At 61.3% G+C, this 17,739-nt stretch carries 20 protein-coding genes; 12 read left to right on the forward strand and 8 right to left on the reverse strand.

Annotated features, from left to right (window positions below; all coding sequences use genetic code 11):
- Nucleotides 1–489 precede the first annotated feature (489 nt).
- From XH88_RS04505 to XH88_RS04530, 6 genes are all read left to right on the forward strand, one after another.
- A complete protein-coding gene (locus XH88_RS04505; protein ID WP_271614196.1) occupies nucleotides 490–1,524 on the forward strand; it encodes a glutamine synthetase beta-grasp domain-containing protein in 1,035 nt (344 codons plus the stop codon).
- Between the two features lie 158 nt (nucleotides 1,525–1,682).
- Nucleotides 1,683–2,384 carry a GrlR family regulatory protein gene (locus tag XH88_RS04510; RefSeq protein ID WP_271614363.1) on the forward strand — a complete coding sequence of 234 codons (702 nt, stop codon included), beginning with the start codon at nucleotides 1,683–1,685 and terminating at the stop codon, nucleotides 2,382–2,384.
- Nucleotides 2,385–2,403: 19 nt separating this feature from the next.
- Nucleotides 2,404–3,087 carry a substrate-binding domain-containing protein gene (locus tag XH88_RS04515; RefSeq protein WP_271614197.1) on the forward strand — a complete coding sequence of 228 codons (684 nt, stop codon included), beginning with the start codon at nucleotides 2,404–2,406 and terminating at the stop codon, nucleotides 3,085–3,087.
- 32 nt (nucleotides 3,088–3,119) lie between these two features.
- Nucleotides 3,120–3,935, forward strand: a complete 816-nt coding sequence (locus XH88_RS04520; RefSeq protein WP_271614364.1) for a tetratricopeptide repeat protein — start codon at nucleotides 3,120–3,122, stop codon at nucleotides 3,933–3,935.
- Nucleotides 3,936–4,027: 92 nt separating this feature from the next.
- Nucleotides 4,028–4,510: a hypothetical protein gene (locus tag XH88_RS04525; RefSeq protein ID WP_271614198.1), complete on the forward strand. Its 483-nt coding sequence runs from the start codon at nucleotides 4,028–4,030 to the stop codon at nucleotides 4,508–4,510.
- A gap of 57 nt (nucleotides 4,511–4,567) precedes the next feature.
- Nucleotides 4,568–4,717 carry a hypothetical protein gene (locus tag XH88_RS04530; RefSeq protein WP_007609497.1) on the forward strand — a complete coding sequence of 50 codons (150 nt, stop codon included), beginning with the start codon at nucleotides 4,568–4,570 and terminating at the stop codon, nucleotides 4,715–4,717.
- Between the two features lie 201 nt (nucleotides 4,718–4,918).
- Here the strand turns inward: XH88_RS04530 and XH88_RS04535 are convergent, their stop codons facing one another.
- From XH88_RS04535 to XH88_RS04550, 4 genes are all read right to left on the reverse strand, one after another.
- Nucleotides 4,919–7,324 (reverse strand): tetratricopeptide repeat protein, encoded by a 2,406-nt coding sequence (locus XH88_RS04535; protein WP_271614199.1) that lies wholly within the window; start codon nucleotides 7,322–7,324, stop codon nucleotides 4,919–4,921.
- Between the two features lie 33 nt (nucleotides 7,325–7,357).
- Nucleotides 7,358–7,810 carry a DUF2721 domain-containing protein gene (locus tag XH88_RS04540; protein WP_271614200.1) on the reverse strand — a complete coding sequence of 151 codons (453 nt, stop codon included), beginning with the start codon at nucleotides 7,808–7,810 and terminating at the stop codon, nucleotides 7,358–7,360.
- 30 nt (nucleotides 7,811–7,840) lie between these two features.
- Complete coding sequence (locus XH88_RS04545; protein WP_271614201.1) at nucleotides 7,841–8,119, reverse strand: hypothetical protein; 279 nt, start codon at nucleotides 8,117–8,119, stop codon at nucleotides 7,841–7,843.
- A gap of 76 nt (nucleotides 8,120–8,195) precedes the next feature.
- Nucleotides 8,196–10,868 (reverse strand): arylsulfatase, encoded by a 2,673-nt coding sequence (locus tag XH88_RS04550; RefSeq protein ID WP_271614202.1) that lies wholly within the window; start codon nucleotides 10,866–10,868, stop codon nucleotides 8,196–8,198.
- A 65-nt stretch (nucleotides 10,869–10,933) separates the two neighbouring features.
- Here XH88_RS04550 and XH88_RS04555 point away from each other — a divergent pair, with 65 nt between their 5' ends.
- Nucleotides 10,934–11,134, forward strand: a complete 201-nt coding sequence (locus XH88_RS04555; RefSeq protein ID WP_271614203.1) for a hypothetical protein — start codon at nucleotides 10,934–10,936, stop codon at nucleotides 11,132–11,134.
- A gap of 243 nt (nucleotides 11,135–11,377) precedes the next feature.
- Nucleotides 11,378–12,415 (forward strand): SphA family protein, encoded by a 1,038-nt coding sequence (locus XH88_RS04560; RefSeq protein ID WP_271614365.1) that lies wholly within the window; start codon nucleotides 11,378–11,380, stop codon nucleotides 12,413–12,415.
- A gap of 41 nt (nucleotides 12,416–12,456) precedes the next feature.
- Here the strand turns inward: XH88_RS04560 and XH88_RS04565 are convergent, their stop codons facing one another.
- Nucleotides 12,457–12,795 (reverse strand): hypothetical protein, encoded by a 339-nt coding sequence (locus XH88_RS04565; protein ID WP_271614204.1) that lies wholly within the window; start codon nucleotides 12,793–12,795, stop codon nucleotides 12,457–12,459.
- Between the two features lie 795 nt (nucleotides 12,796–13,590).
- On the opposite strand from XH88_RS04565, the gene XH88_RS04570 reads away from it, so the two are divergent.
- The 4 genes from XH88_RS04570 to XH88_RS04585 are packed head-to-tail and all read left to right on the forward strand — an operon-like array spanning nucleotide 13,591 to nucleotide 15,295.
- The gene (locus XH88_RS04570) at nucleotides 13,591–14,250 is read left to right on the forward strand and encodes a hypothetical protein (protein ID WP_271614205.1); all 660 of its coding nucleotides are present in this window, start codon (nucleotides 13,591–13,593) and stop codon (nucleotides 14,248–14,250) included.
- A gap of 11 nt (nucleotides 14,251–14,261) precedes the next feature.
- On the forward strand, nucleotides 14,262–14,534 hold the full coding sequence (locus XH88_RS04575) for a hypothetical protein (RefSeq protein WP_271614206.1): 273 nt from the start codon (nucleotides 14,262–14,264) through the stop codon (nucleotides 14,532–14,534).
- 14 nt (nucleotides 14,535–14,548) lie between these two features.
- A complete protein-coding gene (locus XH88_RS04580; protein WP_271614207.1) occupies nucleotides 14,549–14,923 on the forward strand; it encodes a hypothetical protein in 375 nt (124 codons plus the stop codon).
- 21 nt (nucleotides 14,924–14,944) lie between these two features.
- On the forward strand, nucleotides 14,945–15,295 hold the full coding sequence (locus tag XH88_RS04585) for a hypothetical protein (RefSeq protein WP_271614208.1): 351 nt from the start codon (nucleotides 14,945–14,947) through the stop codon (nucleotides 15,293–15,295).
- Nucleotides 15,296–15,360: 65 nt separating this feature from the next.
- On the opposite strand, the gene XH88_RS04590 is transcribed toward XH88_RS04585, so the two are convergent.
- The 3 genes from XH88_RS04590 to XH88_RS04600 all read right to left on the reverse strand — a co-directional run bounded on the left by XH88_RS04590 (nucleotide 15,361) and on the right by XH88_RS04600 (nucleotide 17,696).
- Nucleotides 15,361–15,903, reverse strand: a complete 543-nt coding sequence (locus XH88_RS04590; protein WP_333909229.1) for a hypothetical protein — start codon at nucleotides 15,901–15,903, stop codon at nucleotides 15,361–15,363.
- Nucleotides 15,904–16,522: 619 nt separating this feature from the next.
- The gene (locus XH88_RS04595) at nucleotides 16,523–16,798 is read right to left on the reverse strand and encodes a DUF3303 domain-containing protein (protein ID WP_035704313.1); all 276 of its coding nucleotides are present in this window, start codon (nucleotides 16,796–16,798) and stop codon (nucleotides 16,523–16,525) included.
- A 157-nt stretch (nucleotides 16,799–16,955) separates the two neighbouring features.
- The gene (locus XH88_RS04600; RefSeq protein ID WP_271614210.1) at nucleotides 16,956–17,696 is read right to left on the reverse strand and encodes a dienelactone hydrolase family protein; all 741 of its coding nucleotides are present in this window, start codon (nucleotides 17,694–17,696) and stop codon (nucleotides 16,956–16,958) included.
- Nucleotides 17,697–17,739: the final 43 nt, after the last annotated feature.

Genomic DNA, 17,739 nt, shown 5'->3' on the forward strand with positions numbered 1-17,739 from the left:
GACTCGTTCGATTGTGGTTACTGGAATCCCCATATCGGCCGCGCATCCCGGATTGGAAAGTGCTGAAAAGAAAATCAGTTTCCGCCTAACTCGTAGGCAGTCGGTGTTCTGCATTCCCTAAGGCACCGGGTCGCTGACTAACGCTTGGGCCATTCCAAAGGTTGCTAGGCAGAGGCCGGCAGCTTTGCGAAAGTTGCCGGACGTTGATGCGCGTTTCATCGGCAACATCCCGGAGGAGGCTGCCTGCTCCGGAATCAGGCGATTTCCGCGGGATTTTTGCAGTGCAGCTTCACAGAAAGGTGCGCTTCTATGACGCACGTCGCTGTTGAGGTTTTTCGATCAGCGGCCTTGCCCCCGCAGCGGTGGAAAAGCTTCCGCGCTGCCGCCTTTTGGCACGCAAAATGCTTATAAAGCGCCGGCCGATGATGGCCGGGTACAAACGTGCGGGGCTCTCAACCCCACCTTTCGCATCATCTACAGAGAGGCTCAATGACCAAGTATAAGCTCGAGTACATCTGGCTCGACGGATATACGCCGACTCCGAACTTGCGCGGCAAAACTCAGATCAAGGAATTCGCGTCGTTCCCGACGCTCGAGCAGCTTCCGCTTTGGGGCTTCGACGGCTCCTCCACGCAGCAGGCCGAGGGCCACAGCTCCGATTGTGTCCTGAAGCCGGTTGCCGTCTTCCCGGACGGTGCCCGCACCAACGGCGTGCTCGTGATGTGCGAAGTCATGATGCCCGATGGCAAGACCCCGCATCCGTCGAACAAGCGCGCCACCATCCTCGACGACGCCGGCGCCTGGTTCGGCTTCGAGCAGGAATACTTCTTCTACAAGGACGGCCGTCCGCTCGGCTTCCCCGAGTACGGTTATCCCGCACCGCAGGGCCCGTACTACACCGGCGTCGGCTACAAGTTCGTGGGCGACGTCGCCCGCAAGATCGTTGAAGAGCATCTTGACCTGTGCCTCGCTGCCGGCATCAACCATGAAGGCATCAACGCGGAAGTCGCGAAGGGCCAGTGGGAATTCCAGATCTTCGGCAAGGGCTCCAAGACTGCTGCCGATCAGATGTGGATGGCCCGCTACCTGATGCTGCGCCTTACCGAAAAGTACGGCATCGACATCGAGTTCCACTGCAAGCCGCTCGGCGACACCGACTGGAACGGCTCGGGCATGCACGCCAACTTCTCCACCGAGTATATGCGTACCGTGGGCGGCAAGGAGTATTTCGAGGCGCTGATGGCCGCCTTCGACAAGAACCTGATGGACCACATCGCTGTCTACGGCCCGGACAATGACAAGCGTCTGACCGGCAAGCACGAGACTGCGCCGTGGAACAAGTTCAGCTACGGCGTGGCTGATCGTGGTGCGTCGATCCGCGTTCCGCACTCCTTCGTCAACAACGGCTACAAGGGCTATCTGGAAGACCGCCGTCCGAACTCGCAGGGCGACCCATACCAGATCGCTTCGCAGATCCTGAAGACGATCGCGTCCGTGCCGACCGACAAGAAGGCCGCGGCCTAAGATCCTCCCGGCCCGGGCTGGGGCTGGCCCGGGTTGGCTTTCAAATCCGCCGGAGCTGCAAGGCTCCGGCGGATTTTTTGCATCGGCCTGACGCCTGTCCTTCCCGGTCGAAATCGGGATAGAGTACCCACAGGATGCGCGCGGGCCGGGGACGGCTGGTGTTTGAAGGCTTCTACAAGGTGCGATTTCAACTCGGCGACGCCGTCGGCCGAAGCGTGATGCATGCCGGCAATGGCAAGATGCTCGGCGGCAATTCGGCGTTCGCCCATATCGGCACCTACGCCAAGACCGCCGACGGCGTCGACATCGTCATCAAGACCGTCCGCCACAACGCCGATCCGAACTACCGCGCCATGGCAGGTACCGACGATGCGACCTTGATCGCGAAGGGTTTTGCCGACGGCGATCTCTACCGCTTCAAGGGCGAACTGAAAGAGCTGCCGGGGGTCCCGTTCCGGTCGGTGATGACGCCGATCATGGAGGACGAGGTGCCGATCCCCGGCGGCGTCGGGGAAGACGGCATCATTGACGGCCTTTACTCGCTCCGCCTGCGCATGCTCGACGGCGTCGATGGCGGGCTGACCGGCGTGATGCTGCTCAAGGAAGGCCGCATCCTCGGGGGCGATGCCTCGTTCTACTATCTCGGCAGCTACACCGCCGCGAACGGTCGCTGGAAGGGACAGATCCTCAATCAGGAGCACACGCCCGCCAAGGACGATCCGATCTTCGGCGGCCACCAGGTCGGCATCGGCTTCTCCGGCAGCTATGATGGCGAACGGGCCGTGCTGGAAGCAACGGCGCTTTCTGGCAAACGCAGCCTGCGGCTGACCGCCACGCTCCAGCTGATGCATCGCGCCTGATCGCGACGGGAAATCGCCCATGGAAAAAATTCGCATGCTCTCGACGCTCGGCCTGATGGGCGCGATGCGCAGCCTCGCCGCCGCCTTCGAGGCTGCAACGGGCATTCGCGTCGATGCGGAGTTCGCCCCGACCCTGGCACTGCTCAAGCGCTTGCGTGCGGGCGAAGCCGCCGATCTCGTGATCCTCACGCGCGAGGGGCTCGACGAAATGATCGGCGAGGGCCGCGTGATCGCAGACACCGCGGCAGACCTCGCGCGCTCCTATGTTGGCCTTGCGGTGCGGGCAGGGCAGCCGCATCCAGATATCGCAACCGAGGCCGCGCTGCGCCAAGCGTTGCTCGCGGCGCGATCCGTTGCCTATTCGCGGCTCGGTGCGAGCGGGGTGTACTTCGCCCAGCTGATCGTGCGGATGGGCATCGCGGCCGAGATCAATCCCAAGGCCACCATCGTCGAGCAGGGGTTTACCGCAGAGCGGCTCGTCAGCGGCGAGGCCGACCTCGCTGTGCAGCAGATCAGCGAGCTGAAGCAGGTTGGCGGCACCGAGGTGATCGGCCCAGTGCCGCGCGACTTGCAGACCCCGGCGGTGTTCTCCGCCGGCCGCATGGTGAACGCGAAGCAGGCCGAAGCTGCCGACCGGCTGCTGCGCTATCTGGCATCTCCGGAAGTCGTGCCGGTGCTGCGGCAGTCGGGACTCGAGCCTTGAAATCGCCGGGACGCGGACGCAACGTGATGTTCATGCGGACTTACCTCTGTGCCATTTTCCTCGCACTCACCTCGCCTGTTGCAGCGCATGCGCAATCGGCCGACCTCGTGCTGTGCGTCGCCGCCGATCCAAGCGATCCGGACAAGCCGGCCGACGTGAAGGGCGTGCCTGAGATCGCAGCCGCTGATATCGCAACCGCGATCAAGTTCTGCAGGCCGGCGGCGGCCTCGTCGCGGCGGGCGATGTTCGCGCTCGGACGAGCCTATGCGGCCAACCGGCAGACGGCGGAAGCGATCGCCGCCTGGCGCAAGGCGGCCGACAAGGGCTCCAGTGCGGCGATGGTCGAGCTCGGCGTCGCCTACGGCACCGGCTCGGGCGGCGCCAGGGACGAAGCCCGGGCGCGCAAATTATTCGAGAAGGCGGCGCAGGCGGGCAATCCCCGTGCGGTCGCCAACCTCGCCGCTCTTGGCAGCGCCGGCGGCGGCGCGCCGGCCCGTCCTGCGCAGGCGCGCATGCTGCTCGGCAAGGCCGCGGAAACCAATGCGGAGGCGCAGTACCAGCTCGGCCTGATGCTTTCCAACGGCAGCGGTGGCGAGAAAGACGACATCGCAGCGCGCGCGCTGTTCGAGAAGGCAGCGGCGCAAAACCATCCGGGCGCGCTGGAGCGAATGGGCGCCTTTGCCCAGGAAGGCCGCGGCGGCCCGAAGGACAAGGACGCCGCCAAGGCCTATTACGAGCGCGCCGCCGCGCTCGGCGACGAGGACGCCAAGAAGGCACTGGAGCGGCTGCGCTGCCCCTACGCGATCAAGGACAAGCAGGGCAAGCTCGTCACCACGCTGTGCTTCTAGTCTAGCGGGGCTGCGACGCCGGTCTTGATCGAGCGCAAGGTGGCCCGGCCGGACGGGCCTAGATTGCGTCTCCATTGGAATGGAGACGTGCGATGAAACTGCGGCATTGGATATTCGTGTTGGCCGGCCTGGGAGCGGCCACGACAGTGGCGGCGCAGGATCTCAAATCACCCTCGGCGGACCAATACGTGCCGCGGCTCGGCGACATCATGAGCGCCGCGCAGACGCACCATCAGAAGCTCTCTCTGGCCGGCAAGGCACAGAACTGGGACCTTGCCGCCTACGAGCTGCGCCAGCTCAAGGCGAGCCTGGTCGAAGCCGCCTTGCTCTATTCCGGCATTCCCATCAGCAACGTCACGACGCTGGAGCCGTCGCTGCAGGCGACGTCGGACGCGATCGCAACGAAGGACGGCCGCAAATTCTCAAAAGCCGTGGGTGATCTGACCGAGGGCTGCAATTCATGCCACCGCTCGATGGGACGCAGCTTCGTCGTCATGAAGGTTCCCTCTGATCCGCAGCCTTTCGCCAACCAGCAGTTCGCGCCGCAGGCCAAAGCCTTGACCGACAAGCCGTGACGGAACGCTCCGCGCACGAAGCGGGTTGACCTGCAAAACCCGACAGGAGGCGCAACCATGATCCGCAAGCTCGCATCCGGCGAATACCGGCTCTATTCGCGCAAGGTGAATCCCAAGACCGGCAAGCGCCGCAATCTCGGCACATTCAAGAGCCGCGCGGCGGCCGAGAAGCACGAGCGCGAGGTGCAGTATTTCAAGCGGCACTGATGCGTGACGCATGTCGGCCAAGCCAAATGCCGAAAACAACCCCATGCACAGTAGCCAAGTGGTTGAAATTCAAGGCGGCAAGGGCTCTGATGCCGTCGTTGCGGATTTTACGAAGAGAATTTGACTCGTCGGGCAAAACAGGAGCATGATGGCACTGTGGTGGGGATCGGGTCGTGCCACTTCATGAGCCCCTAATCGCCGCTACTGCCGGAGCTGCTTTATCAGGGCATCGATTTCGCGATTGCCGGGCATCAAGCGCGAAAGTCGTTCGGCATAGCCCAACGCGGCTGCGGCATCTCCCTTGTCCCGACTCAGGGTGATGGCTGCAGAAAGCGCGTCTCGGTCATTAGGATGCATTTCCAAGCTGTTCCTCAGAACCGCAAGTGCTTCGTCGCGTTGGCCGGCCGAATGCAGTCCGATGGCATATACGTATGCGTAGCGCGCCTGACTGGGGTCGAGGGAGGCCGCCTGGCCGAATTCCTGGAGTGCCGCCTCATTGCGTTTCTCGCGAACGAGGGTCAGGCCGAGCGCGTAATGAAGCGAAGCGTCGTTCGCTGCTCCGGCAAGAGCCTCCCGCAAGACCCGCTCGCCATCGCTGTCGCGTCCGAACTGCCGATATAGATCGGACAGATTGATGGCGGCCGCCGCAAACGAGGGGGCAAGCTGGAGGGCCGCCCGGTATTCGGCCTCCGCCGCGGTGGCATTGGCCTGTCGCGCAAGGAAGCTGCCGAGTGCGGTATGCGCGTCGGGCCGATCGGCGTTCAGCTGCTGCACCGCCACGAATTCGGCGGCGGCCTGCTCGAACCTGTCGCGATCGACGGCACCCCGTTGAGATAAGGGTACGGCCGCAAGAAGCTCGGCGGCGCGAATTCGGACACCTCGTAGCGGATCGCTCAATTGTGAGGAGGCAAGCGCCCAGAGTTGTTCGGTTGGTACCCCTTCCAGTCCGTCGAGCGCTCCCAGCCTGACGAGCGGATCGGGATCTGAGAGCGCGCGGCGGATCAGATTGAGATCGGGAGCGGGCAATTCAGCGAGCGCACTGGCGCGGACGAGGCCGGGGATATCGCCTGACGCGGCGACGGCGGCCAACAGGGTTTGCGTGTCGACGGCCTCGTTCCAGGCGGCATGAAAAGCACGGGCATAGGTCTGATAGCCATGCCGCTCCGGTCCGAACCACGTCTCGACCTGGCGGGCCGCCCAAGCTGCGGGCTTGTCGCGATGGCAGTCGTTGCATGCATTCGGTGCGCCTGTTTCCACGGAGAGATCGGGACGAGGGATGCGGAAACCATGGTCGTGACGCCGGTCGACCACCATGTAGCGGCGTTCGGGCATGTGGCAGGATACACAGGCCGGTGGTGGGGGTACACCCGCGTGGTGGCGGTGCGCATCGGCTTCATACTTGGCGGGCGTATGGCACTGCGCGCAGACGCCGTCGCCGGGCGCCTTCAGGTTGGCGCTGTGCGGATCGTGACAGTCGCTGCAGGTCACGCCCATCGCGAACATCTTGCTCTGCTTGAACGGAGCGTAGTTGTAAATCTCTTCGTCGTCCCGCATCTGGCCATCGGCATGAAAGAGCTGTCGATCGAGCAGGGACACGCGATGGGTCTCCGAGAGCGGCCGTCCCGGCGTCCAGTCTTCCGAAAGCTGGCCGCGGCGGGCATGGCAGCGCCCGCAGGTCTCGACCTCCTTGCGCAGGCTTGCGGGAGGCGCGCTGCGCTTCGGCATCAACGTGCCGGCCTCGCTTGACCACGTGATGCCCGATCGTTCATCGAATCTGACGAGCAAACCATTGTCGGGACCGCGCGAGGAGGGCTTCCGATGTGCCCAGGCAAGATGGCGCGAACCTTGTCCGTGACACCCCTCGCAGCCGACGCTGATCTCCGCAAAGGTCGTCGCGAAGTGGTTGTTGATGGCATCGTAGTTCTTGTACACGCCGGTCGAATGACACTCGGCGCACATGAAATTCCAGTTTTGATTCAGCTTGGTCCAGTGCAAAGGATCGCTGTTAGTGATGACTGCATCGGGATAAAGGTGGAACCAGCGCTGGCCGCCCCGGTCTTTTGGTCGCGTGTCCCACGCCATTGAGAGTGCTTGAACACGTCCGTCCGGAAATTCGATCAGGTATTGCTGCAGCGGCTCGACGCCAAACGTGTATTTGACCTCGAAAACGGCAAGCTTGCCGTCGGGTCCGTCGGTCTCGACCAGGTATTTGTTGTCTCTTCGGAAGAAGCGCGAACGCGTACCGGCATAGTCGAACGTCGCATCATTGAAATCGCCGCGCACGGACTGCTCGGTGGCATGATCCATTGCATGGCGATGCTGCGACGTTTGCCACATCCTCGTCTCGGCTTGATGGCAGCCGGCGCAGGATTCGCTCCCGACGAAGCCCAAGTCGACGGGCATGGTGGGTCGCACCGGGTCTTTTGTCGCCTCGAACCAGAGGAGCCCAATTGCGATCGCGGCAACAAACACAGCCGCGCCGATGGCCAGGCGCGCCATGACGCTATTTGAGGCGGGTCGTGACGGTGGCGCGGACTGCACCACTTCGGTCGCTCGCGCCTCATGGACCTTGTTACGCTTGCTGTTCTTTCGCGAGCCTCTTGACATCCGCTCACCGGTTCAGCCGCTCCGCCGCTAGGCTTATACGTGAAGGTCGTTGTCGTGAAGCGCGATTCTGGTTTCGCGCGCCAGATCGACGAGGGCGGCGCTGAACATCAGCATGGCCGCCATGAACAGGATCGCCACGCCGTATTCGTGTGCGACCTGCAGGAGTGCGCTGACGAATGCAACGATAATAATGAGGGCGGTCAGGATCGCCGCAACCACGGAACAGAACAACGATCTGTTGAGAAGCCTCGCCCTTGTCCGGAGTCGCGGTAGATCGGATTTCAGGAATGCCCTTGCCGAGTCGTTTGCGGGAATGCCATGAACGAATTGGGATCGGTCAATCACTCGGTTGATCCTGGAGATCAAGACGGAGATGAAAGCGGCGACCGCGCCGAGCAGGAATGCGGGCGCGGCAACATTGGCTATGATGCGGCTAAGTTGGTCGATCGAGGGTGTGATGGGAATCAGATCCGTGGCGCTCTGCATGTCACCGCCAATTGGAGTCGTCGCGCATCCTCACCGCAGTGGTTCAATCTTGGCGGCCATGTCTGGCGCGCGGCTCACCCGGTAGTTTGCATTGCTGCATTTGAGCACCCAAACCGCATGGTCCGGCCTGGAGCGCTTCGTGTCTTGCGTTGCACCGAGCGCCTTGTCGCACACAAACCCCTGCGAGCGGATCTGTGCGGCGAGCACTGCTTGCACCGTCTCTGCCGCATCCTGCGCAAAAGCGCTGCCGGAAGCCAGAGCGGCAATCGGTGCAAGCACCGAAAAGAGAATGGATACAACGTACTTCATGAGGGTTCTCCGATCGCGACATCATGTATGCGACCGCCGGAAAGCCGATTGGCTTCCCGGCGAGCCTGCGTCGGGACTATTGCTGGACGCATTCCCGGATGAACTTGATCCGGTCCACGACGCCGAGATCCTTTGCCTCGGCCTGCTTGCGGCAGCCCTCGCGCTTGTCGATTCGCAACCGGATCTTGTCGACGAGGCTCAAGCCGACAGTGCCGACTTGTGGTTCGTCCGAAGCCGCATTTCCGGCCTCGGCCGACGGACCATCACCGGCCGCACGGGTGGCCTCCTGCAGCCGCTTGATGTCCTCCGGGCTCAGTTTCGGCCGGTCGATGTTCAGCGTGATTCTGTTGAGCTTGCCGGTGAAGCTGAACGGCGTACTGTAGTCATTGTCGTCGACCGGCGTGCCGGTGTCCGAGCCGATGTCCAGACTCTCATCCCATTGAAGCGCGATCGGCAGCGTATGCTCCAACTTCTCCGTTGCCGCCACATTGTCGTCAACCTTCAGGACGCCAGTCCCTCCGGCACCGACGCCGCTGAATTCGCCGAAGGCGATCGTCCCTGCGCCGAGCCCGTCGTATTTGAAGTCAAACTCGATCACGTGTTTGCCAGGCGTGAGTTCGGGGCCCTCCCAGCGCACGCGCTTCAGATCGACCAGATTCCAGAGAAAGACGGGCTTGTTCTTCAGGACGTAGAAGCCGTAGCCGCCAAAGCGGCCGCCTTGGGTGATCAGCATGCCCTCGGCGCCACCTTGGGGAATATCGACATCGACCTTGAAGTTGTAGGAGGTATTGAGCAGGCTCGGCGCGTCGCCGTTCGGTGTGCCGGTCAGCGGCCGCGTCCACGTGAACGAGGTGCGGCCGGCGCTCAGGCTGGGACGCGGCGTGATCATGCGCGTGACCACCGACGAATCCAGCGGCAGCACCTGATATTTCTCGGCCTCCTTCATGAACAGAGCCTGCATCTCCTTCAGCTTGTCGGGATACTTGGCGGCGACGTCCTCGGCCTGGGTCCAGTCGTTACGAAGGTCAAAAAGCTCCCAGGGGTAGTCGAACGGACCCGGTAGCTTGGCCACTGAAACCCACGGCGGCCGTAGCACCTTAGTAGAAGCGATCCAGCCGTCATTGTAGATCGCACGGTCGGCGAACATCTCGAAATACTGCGTCTTATGCGTCGACGGAGCGTTCGCGTTCTTCGCGTCAAACGTATACATCATGCTGACGCCCTCGATCGGGCTCTGCTTGATGCCGTCCACGATGTCCGGCTGCTTGATCTGCGCCGCCTCGAGAATAGTCGGCACGACGTCGATGACGTGATGGAACTGCGTTCGGATGCTGCCCTTGTCCTTGATCACGGCCGGCCAAGAGACCGCCATGCCCTGGCGCGTGCCGCCGAAATGCGACACGATCTGCTTGGTCCAGGAGAACGGCGTGTCGAAGGCCCAGGCCCAGCCGATCGACATGTGGTTGTAGGTGCGATCGGTGCCCCAGACGTCGTAGAAATACTTGAGCTGATCCTCGACGCCGGGATTGACCTGATTGAACATCGCCACTTCGTTAGGCGTGCCGTTCGGTTGCCCTTCGGCGCTGGTGCCGTTGTCACCCTCGATATAGATGATCAACGTGTTGTCGAGCTTGCCGAGGTCGTCGATCGACTGGATCACCCGGCCGATCTCGCTGTCAGCATAGGCGACGAAGGCGGCAAACACGTCCGCCTGGCGGATGAACAGCTTCTTCTCATCAGCCGAAAGCTGGTCCCATTCCTTGATCAAGTCCTTGGGCCACGGCGTCATCTTCGCATTCTGTGGGATGACGCCGAGCTTCTTCTGATTCTCGAAGATGGTGTCCCGCAGCTTGTTCCAGCCTTGGTCGAACAGGTGCATGTCGCTAATCTTCTTCACCCACTCCGGTGTCGGATGGTGCGGGGCATGCGTCGCACCGGGCGCAAATTTGATGAAGAATGGCGCATCCGGCGACAGCGCGTTCATGCGGTTGACGTAGTCGATCGCCTCGTCTGCCATGGCGGTCATCAGATTCCAGCCGGGCTTACCGACATAGGGATGGATCGGCGTGGTGTTGCGGACGAGGTTGCCGGGCTCCCATTGATTGGTGTCGCCGCCCATGAAGCCGTAGAAGTACTCAAACCCCATGCCGGTCGGCCATTGGTCGAACGGACCGGCCTGGCTCGCCTGATACTCGGGCGTGTTGTGGTTCTTGCCGAACCAGGCGGTGTGATAGCCGTTGTCGGTCAGGATGCGACCGATCGTGGCCTTGTCCTTGGTGATGATACTGTCGTAGCCCGGATAGCCGGTGGCCTGCTCGGCGATCACGCCGTAACCGACGGAGTGATGATTGCGTCCGGTGATCAGCGCCGCGCGCGTCGGCGAACATAGTGCGGTCGAGTGGAAGTTGGTGTAGCGCAAGCCATTCTGTGCGATGCGATCGAGCGCCGGAGTCGGAATTACGCCGCCGAACGTGCTCGGCACCCCGTAGCCGGCGTCATCCGTGATGATGAGCAGAACATTCGGTGCCCCCTTGGGCGGGACCACGCGAGATGGCCAAAATGGCGTCGAGTTCCGCGCGTCGCGCTCGATCTTGCCGCCGAACTTCTGCGGTGGCGGAGGCAACTGGTTGCCGGGAATCGTGATGGTGGCGGCCGGCGAACCCGGCGGCGGTGCGGCTTGCTGGGCGATTGTGGGCGCTGCAATCGTCGTTGCCGCGAGCAGTGCAGCCATGGCTCTTAAAATGCGCATTACGAAGCCCTCCCGATGATGCGGGTTTGAAAGCGTCAGCTTCGTTTCGAGAGCCGGGCAGAGCCTTGACCCACGTCAAAGGCTGGAACGAAATGAACGACGAGCAAGGACTATCGGAATTCGGCAGCGATCTTTTGGCGATGCCGATCTTGGTGCAATGGCACCGCGCCGCCGCTGCTCGTTCTAAAAAAATCTCGACGTTGCGGGAGGAACACAGCGGCGCGCCAAATCGCGCGGCATGCCTACGCGAGGTGGTAACCGATTGAAACGAGTGCGATTGCTTCCTTGCACGTCACGCTTGGTGGACGGCACCGCGCGCGTCGCAGCGTACAATCCTCATGGGTGGACGACTGGTTGATTCAAATCAAAGCTGCGATGCTAGCCTGCGGAAATGTTCTCGACCCAAGCAAATGCAGCTTTTCAATCGAACAATTTTTGGGGGCATCATGTTGCACGCAGGGAAGCAAGAGACGATGTCCGGTGCGCGACGCGTGAGAGTCACCAGCGTCATGGCGGCGCTGATCCTGCTGCTCGGCACATTCGGCGAGGCGCAGAATGCACGGGCTGACGAGTCCGGCATCAGCTTCTGGATACCGGGTACATTCGGCAGCCTTGCTGCCACACCGCAGCAACCTGGCTGGACCGCCGCAGCGATCTACTATCACACCTCGGTATCAGCCGGCGCCGAGGTGGCACGTGCACGCGAGATTCAAATCGGCCGCATCCCCGCGAATTTGACGGCCACGGTGAGCGCAAACGTCAATGCGAACGTAGATCTTGGCCTGCTGAATGCGACCTACGTCTTTGCAACGCCCGTTCTGGGCGGTCAGGCTTCCGCCAGCCTGATCGGAATCTATGGAGCCAACACGACTTCGCTCAATGGATCGGTGACGGGCACACTCGCTCTGCCGGGTGGCGGATCGATTCCTTTCGCGCGTGCTGATTCCATCAGCGACTCCATCACCGGCTTCGGTGACGTGATCCCGCAATTCGCGCTGCGCTGGAATGCCGGCGTCAACAACTACATGACTTACATCACGGGCGATATTCCGGTCGGGACTTACCAGTCGACCCGGCTCGCCAATATCGGGATCGGACATGGGGCGATCGACGCGGGCGGCGGCTATACCTATTTCAATCCGCAGACCGGACATGAACTGTCCGGCGTCCTCGGCTTCACCTACAATTTCAAGAACCCCGACACGCAGTACCAAAGCGGCGTCGACATGCACTTCGACTGGGGTGCCTCGCAATTCCTCAGCAAGCAGGTCCAGGTCGGTCTGGTCGGCTATGTCTACAAGCAGCTCGGTTGCGACACTGGATCTGGCGATCGCGTCGGCTGCTTCCGGTCGCAGGTCGCGGCCGCAGGTCCGCAGGTCGGGTTCATTTTCCCGGTCGGCGAGATGCAAGGCTACCTCAACCTGAAAGCTTACAAGGAATTCGCTGCCGAAAATCGTCCCGAGGGTTGGAATGCCTGGGTGACGTTCGTCGTCTCTCCGGCTCCTCCGATGCCGACGTCGCCGCTGAAGCGGATGATTACCAAGTAGGGCGGTTTTAGCTGAAGCCGGGCCGACAGCAGTTTGGGCTGCTAAATCCCGCGCGAGTTGATCCTCTCGCGCAAGCGATGGCAAAAATCCTCCAGCAGGGTTTGGAGGTTCTCGACGTTTGCGAGGAGCCGGTCTGCTTGTTCGCGCTCTGCTGTGCCGAAGGAAAAGCGCTCGCGCAAGTTCCTGACATGGTTCACCCGGTCGCGTCCGTTTGCTGCTCGGCTCTCCGCAAACTCAAGGTGCTCCAAATCGTGACTGAGTTGGTCCTCCTCAGCAACGAGCATCTTGATGATCGCGCTTCGGTTGTGAGGCGTGAACTCACTTCCATTCAATAGCCCGATGTAGTGGTCAACATTGGCACGAGCGACATAACGGTGCATGGCGCCACTCCTCGCTGAAGCACTTTCCCATGATACCACCGACCGCAGCCGAAGGAAGAAATATATTTCATTTGCACGAGTTCACAGGATAGATCTCCCGCGTGCCGCTGCTTGCGTGCATCTCTCAGTCTGGCGATTGGGAGGCCTTCGTGGGGTCTGCTGTAAGCCTTTGAACATTGAGTCAGATCAACCGGAGAAAACGAAAAGCAGGCAAGCTTTCTTGAAGGTCATTTGTGTGATCGGCGCGAGATATCATGCTCGTTCACAGATTGAATCATCCCGTTGCTGCCGCGGTCCTTGCCCTCGCCGTCGTTGCGACATTTTTGTTCGTCGCTAGGCAAGAACACTCGGCGGACCATGGGGCTGCTCCTGGGAGCGATCGTTTGGAGGATAGCAGCCGGCAGAAGACCGACGCTGAGACCGGATGCCTGCAGGACATGTGGCCCTATGGATGCCGCTGGCAACTTCCTGCTGAGGAGCGACAAGGAAGTAGACATTCGCCCAAGAAGAGACAGCGGCGGCCATGGCTGCTGCAGCTATTCTCTTGAACAACATCTTTGAGCTGGCGCGCGCCGTGGTGACACGTGTGAGCCATTGTCGCGGGGGCAGGGGAAGTCCGTAAGCTATTGAGAGTCCGTTCGAACAAGGCGGCACCTCAAAACAATCAGATAGCCGAGACGAGTGTAGTGCGGCGATCTCCGGCCGCTGGCTGGTGTTGACCTGAATCAAGGCCGGCTCTGGAGGCGCGTGGCCTTCTTGCAACAAGACGTTTATCGACCATGCCGGAGATATGAAATGTATCGCATTGCATCGCACGTCTTCGTCCTGACTGTCCTTGCGCTCGCCACGGCGGTTACTGCGACCGCCCAAACGGCAGCCCCGCCACACGTGCCGCTGCAGAAGACTATTGGCGCCGTCAAGCCTGAAGTTGTGCCGTCGTTGTTCGTGCTCAATGCGAAAGGCGCGACGCTGCAAAACGGTAAGCTCATGCTTGTCGGAGTCTCGCCGAATGCGATCGTTTTCGCGGATCGACCGGTGCGTGCCGCCGGTCATGACCTCACCGGCCGCATCGTCGAGGACTGGGCATCCGGTACGGACAACTTTCAGAAGGATCCGCCGAACGCGACCGTGTCGGCGTTTCAAAAGGACGGCAACGGAGTGCGCGATGCGGTGGTTGTTTTAAAGAACCCCAAGCTCGAAGGTGAAAACCTGGCGTTCGACGTCGATATTCTTGAAGGCGACATCAAGGGGGCCGATGGGGCCGCGTCGGTCTTCATTGACATTATCGGACGTCCCTTCACTCCGATGTCTTTCGCAGGCGTTGGGCGCCGCACCGCATGGCGTGGCGCCTACTATGCGGGAGCGGCTGCAACCGTGGGCGCAGCGGCAGCTTATGGCGCGTACGGCTCCTATGCGCCCCGCTGCGGATACTATCCCTATCCCCCCTGCTACTGATGGAGGGAGCAATGGCCCTAGCGCCGCACCTGAGGCGAGCCACGCGACTTGTTCGCTGCCTCACCTTGTTCGCGATTGTGCAGATCAGTCTCGTCTCGCCTGCTGCTGCAGCTGGCAAGGACGTTCGGACGATCGGCATCAAGGGACGCATGACCGGACCGGCACGTCCGGCCGCTGCCCCTGTGCGCGGGGGCGTGTTGCGGCAAGACCTTTTCGATCGTGCCGATCCGAACAATCTCAAATCCGACTGGCCGAGCCCGCCGGCGCAGCCGGGGCAGTATTAGGAACGGAGACAGACATGAACACCGCTCTATTTTCGCTTGCGCTGCTTGCGAGCTCTTCGTTGACAGAAGTATCCGATCGCATCCCGGAGCTAAAGGTCGAAGCTCTTTGCAAGGCAACATCCGAGACGGACAAGGCCATGGGATTGGCGCTGGCGCAGAGCTTTGCCGATTGCATGCGGGATGAGACCACGGCGCAACAACAACTAGCCACGGTCTGGTCGTCGACGAAGCCTGCCGTCCGCGACGGTTGCGAAGGTGAAGCCACCTCAGGCGGAATCCAAAGCTACGTCGATCTGCTCACCTGCATTCAGATGACCGACACGGCGAGTACGCTGGCATCGGCGTCGCCACTGAGAGGCGCCAGCAAAAACAGAAACAAGAAACAATAGAGTATGTCCAGGGGCAAGATCATGATCATCAACCGTCTTTCGCTCGTTGCTGCTTTGGCAGCAGCGATCATGGGCTCGGGGGCCTCGGCCCAGACCATCAACCTCACGGGCGTCTACAAGTGTATTCAGATGTGCCGGGGCGACCTTCCGGCCTATGTCACCCAGAATGGGACCGAACTGAATCTGTTGACCGAAGCCGGCATGCCATCCCGGGCTTGGCCCGATTGGTATTCGCCGGCTAACCGGATTTGGGTCGATGCGCTCAATCTAAGTGCGGTCTATTCACCGGATGGAATTCTGATCCAGTTTGACAATGGGACGATCTGGCAGCGGGACTTGCCTCCGGCACCACCTGTCCGCCGTCGGCCTTAGGGCAGGGCGTGCAGGGTGGGCTCACTTGTCACGCAAACGGATGACATTCTGAGGCTCGAGCTCGTTCACGGCGGCAGAAATGCTGCGACTGATCCAATGGGTTCGCGGCTAGCTGCCGGCTGATGGGATCGAACGAAAATGAAACGCGATGTCACGGACACATCCGCTTCGGCTCGACCGTCCTGGCCGATCAGGATCAATCCGGCGCCGCCATTTGCCACATTCAGGATGATAGGTTCGCCGCTCCACGTCTTGATCGGCTCCATGCCGATGACGAGAAATTCGCCGACAGGCTGGTCGAAATATTGGAGACGCAATTGCGGGCCGACTTCGGCCGCGGCAAGTTCAAAACCGAGCTGCTGGGCGCGAGCGTAAACATCGGCCAAGGTCACGGTGTCGGACGAGAACCCGAGCTGGGCTGGGGATAGATCGACGAGCTCCACATTTGTCTTGCGAGAGCTAATCGTGAACGTCGGCCGAGCAAGGATTTCGGCGGCCTGACCGCCGACGCTGCAGCCCCTGCTATCGAGCTCGTTGCGCAGCGCAAGAGAGTCGGTGAACGTGCCTATTGTAATCGTCTTCCATGTCGCAACGTCGCGAGCGGACATGACGGGCTGTTGGGATGCTGGAGCCGAGCGCGTCTTGAGCTTTAGCTGGTTCTGCAGGACATCGCGGGCTGCGCATTGGGCGGACGCGGTGCTTGCGAAGGCGATGACGCTGGCGACCAAGAGTGCGGCAACCAAAATGTTGCGGCAGACTCGCCTTGCGCTTGAATGGTCGTCACCTGCCGCGCACCAGGCCCGGCTTCTGAAAAAAGACATGACGAATGGCTTTTTCTAAAGTGTTTGACAGAAAAGACCCGCCTCCGAGTCAATGGGAAGAACGGAGGGAAAATGACGTCCAACGAACATTCGCCCGGCCGACTTTGAAATGCGTCCGGAGGCGGGGCCTATGGCTAAAGTATTCCAATTTCCAAATGGCAGGCGGCAGTCCGTAAGCCTGATAATCCACCCGCCCATCAGCCCGAACGGACCGATGTCATCGAAAGATAGCGTCCGGAGCAAATCGGCTCAATGCCAGAGTCGCCTATGGGGCGAAGGCCGCTCCTGCGCGAAGCGGAAGCGATACTGTCCAATCCGACAGCTCAACTGACACGCATCGTGCGTCGCTACGAAGCCGCGGGCTTGAACGGAGCGGCCGGTTGTATGTCGGCTCGCTCCGAGCTCGTCACTGCTTTGCCAGGGCAGCCAGGATGGGACCGGCTTCGGCATCTTCGACGCAAGGGGTAACAGTGATTTCCATCACATTGGCCCATTGGGCATACCATTGGTACATGGCCTTCGGGTCATTGCTTTCCGAAATTGCAAAGCCTGTCCCGTTCATTCCGTGCCAGCGGCCCAGCATCTTCACGCCGTCGGGTGGCGCGCCCCCTGTCTTCAAGAATTTTTCGATGGCGGAATCGATCAAGTTCGGCGGCAACTTCCAGCTTGAGATGTACTTCATGGCAATCTCCAATCTGAAATGACTCACTCGCCTTGCGGCGGCGTGATTTCAATCCCGAACCGAGACGCTTGCAAGTATCGATTTTGGATCCAGCTGCGTGGCGTGTCGATGGCGCGACGGCAAGGTGGACACGGCCAGATCGTACACTTCTGTGTGCTCAGTTCTTCGCCTTCCCGGCCTCGTTCAAGATACTGACGATCGCCTTGATGGTGCCTTCCGCAGCCGCGGCATTGTATCCGATGTGGTAGCCATGGAAGACGTGGATCGGCTCGTGGTCTTCGAAGCTGTGGTTGGCTCCCTTCCACAGCACCGACGTCACGGGGATCGAACGCTTGCTTTCGGCCATCTGGCCGCAGAGGACGGGACTGGTGGCCTCGTCCTTCTCTGCCAGGAAGAGGTGAACCGGCGCGTAGAACTCGATGTTCTTCATCAAATAGCAGGATGGCTGCATCGCGAAGCCGCCCGCGAACATGTGCTCGTGGAGATCGCCGATCGCACGATTCATGATGATCAAGGTCGTGGTCGCACCGTTGCTCCGGCCGAGGACGTAAACCTGCTTGGGGTCGGCGATCTTCTGCCCGATGAGCCAATCCAGAGCGGCATACGCATCGTCGGCTCTGCGCCGCGCCCAGGTCAGCTGGCTGGGATCGGCGCAGACACCGTCGGGTCCCAAGCCCCGGCTGCCGAAGCTGTCAAGCAGCAGGACTCCATAGCCCGCTCCGACCAATCTGCCGCCGTAGTCGCGTCCCCACGCCTTCTCGACCCGGCCGAACCCGTCGCAGCCGTGCAGCATGATCACGAACGGGATCGAACCCTTGGCTCCTTGCGGGCGCATCATGTCGGCCTGCAGCTCGCCCTCGGCCTTTACCTTGCGCTTTTCCTCGACGGTGCCATCCATAAAATTCTTCGACCAGCCGTCGATGTAGTCGTTGCCGGGAATC

This window comes from Bradyrhizobium sp. CCBAU 51627, assembly GCF_028128765.1.
GTDB lineage: Bacteria > Pseudomonadota > Alphaproteobacteria > Rhizobiales > Xanthobacteraceae > Bradyrhizobium.